This window comes from Pseudoalteromonas sp. ND6B, from assembly GCF_000764215.1.
Classification (GTDB): domain Bacteria; phylum Pseudomonadota; class Gammaproteobacteria; order Enterobacterales; family Alteromonadaceae; genus Pseudoalteromonas; species Pseudoalteromonas tetraodonis.
Genome location: NZ_JQFL01000016.1, coordinates 1 through 1,848, shown reverse-complemented (window position 1 = coordinate 1,848; position 1,848 = coordinate 1). Strand labels below are relative to the sequence as shown.

Genomic DNA, 1,848 nt, shown 5'->3' with positions numbered 1-1,848 from the left:
TGGATACCATTCAGTTTGTTGAGAATTGGAAGCTAGGGCTTAATCTACGGCTCAGTATCAAGTACTGGGCGGGGCTACAAGCTCACTAACTTCCGATGTAATAAATGATAGCTAATCATCTATTACAGAGAGATACAAGGCGGGGCTTTATGCCGCGCATTTTTTAAGGTGCGAGGTGCGAGCGTCGGGTTATGAGCTTCGGGCGGCGGGCGGAGTTTTTCAAGTTAGTTGTCGCCTCAAGTTAAATTTTATGCCGCCCGCATTTCTTCTTTTTTCTCAGGATTCAAATTTATTTCGTTTATCATTGACCAATCTCGTGACTTTCCTGACCAACGACTTGGGTTATTCAATTTAGCAGCATCGTTTACCTGCTGACGCTTGGCTAATATCTCTTTATCTAAACCTGAATGACGTTGATTTGGCGTCACAAATTTTATACCACTGTGTAGGTGCTCATTATTGTACCAATCAACGAATCCGCTTACCCATTCTCTTGCTGCGCTTATATCTTCAAATGCCTTTTCTGGGTATTCTGGGCGATACTTTAACGTTTTAAATAACGACTCAGAGTACGGGTTGTCATTACTTACTGACGGTCGGCTAAATGATGGCACAATGCCTAGCTCCTGTAATGTTGCCAACAATGTCGCGCCTTTCATTGGGCTGCCATTATCTGAGTGCAACGTGACTTGCTCTCGCTTTATTTGCTCTCGACTGCAAATATCCTTCATTAAATCTGCGGCTAATTCACTTAACTGTGTGTCGTGAACCTGCCAACCGACAACCTTTCGACTAAAAATGTCCATCACTAAATATAAGTATAAAAACTGCCCTTTTACGCTCGTTGGTAAATAGGTGATATCCCAGGTATACACTTCATTTGCACGCACTGCCTTCAATGCTCTTGGCTTTTTCATCGGCTTTGCCGGCTTTACTTTTTCTCTATGCGTTAATAAGTTATGTGCCTTCATGACACGATAAAATGAACTTTCAGACGCTATCCATATGCCGTTATCAAGCAGCTTAGGGACTATTTTACTGGCCGGTAAATGCCCATACTCAGTTGAGTTAACCGTATTAATAATACGCTGCCGCTCTAACTCTGTGAGACGATTTGGCGGCCGTTTTATCGTACTTGTTCGCTTGTCAGTCATATTGTCAGCTTCAATCCAACGTTGAACGGTTCTTGCCGTCAGCCCAAGTAACTCACATGCTTTTTCTTTCCTTGCCCCTGAATCCTGCGCGTTTGTAATAAGCTTTATTAATTCATGTCGCTCAGCCAGTGTTGTTAATCGTCCTCGTTGAAACCCCAGAGTGCATCCGCTTTTTTTTTGAGAACAAGCAGAGCGGCTGTTTCAGCTAAGGCCTTATCTTTACGATTCAGTTCTTTTTGCAGCTGTTTTATCTCTTGCTTAAGCTGTTTACTGTCTGATTTAACTAGTTTCGTTGTAGGTCCTTGGGCAAAATCTTGCTTCCACTGCTTAATATGATGCGGGTAAAGCCCTTTATTACGACAGTATTCATTAATGGCTGTTTCATCTAAATGACCACAGTCAATAATCGCGCTGAGTCTTTCTTCTAAACTCCAGTCTTGTGGTCGTTTTTCTGCTGTCATTTGGCTACCCGTCTGGTGTGTTTCAAGTTGATGTTTTTTTGCGAGTGCTATCCAACGCTGTAACGTTGAATAACCGACACCTAAATCATCTGCAATATCTTCTAAGCGAACATCATCACATTGAGATAATGCTTTTTCAACCGCTTGAACTTTAAATTCTTGTGTAAATCGACGTCTCATTATATCTGCCTCTATTAAAAGTTAGAGGCGACAACTATCCTGACACAGGGGGC

Annotated in this window: 1 protein-coding gene; it reads right to left on the bottom strand. The window is 42.3% G+C overall.

All coding sequences use genetic code 11. The features are described from left to right. Positions 1–248: 248 nt before the first annotated feature. Positions 249–1,795, bottom strand: a protein-coding gene (locus ND6B_RS13985) for an IS3 family transposase (RefSeq protein WP_152569104.1) whose coding sequence is annotated in 2 segments (ribosomal slippage) — positions 249–1,315 and positions 1,315–1,795 — 1,548 coding nt in all. Because the reading frame shifts where the segments join, the coding sequence is not laid out codon by codon here. Between the last annotated feature and the right edge of the window lie 53 nt (positions 1,796–1,848).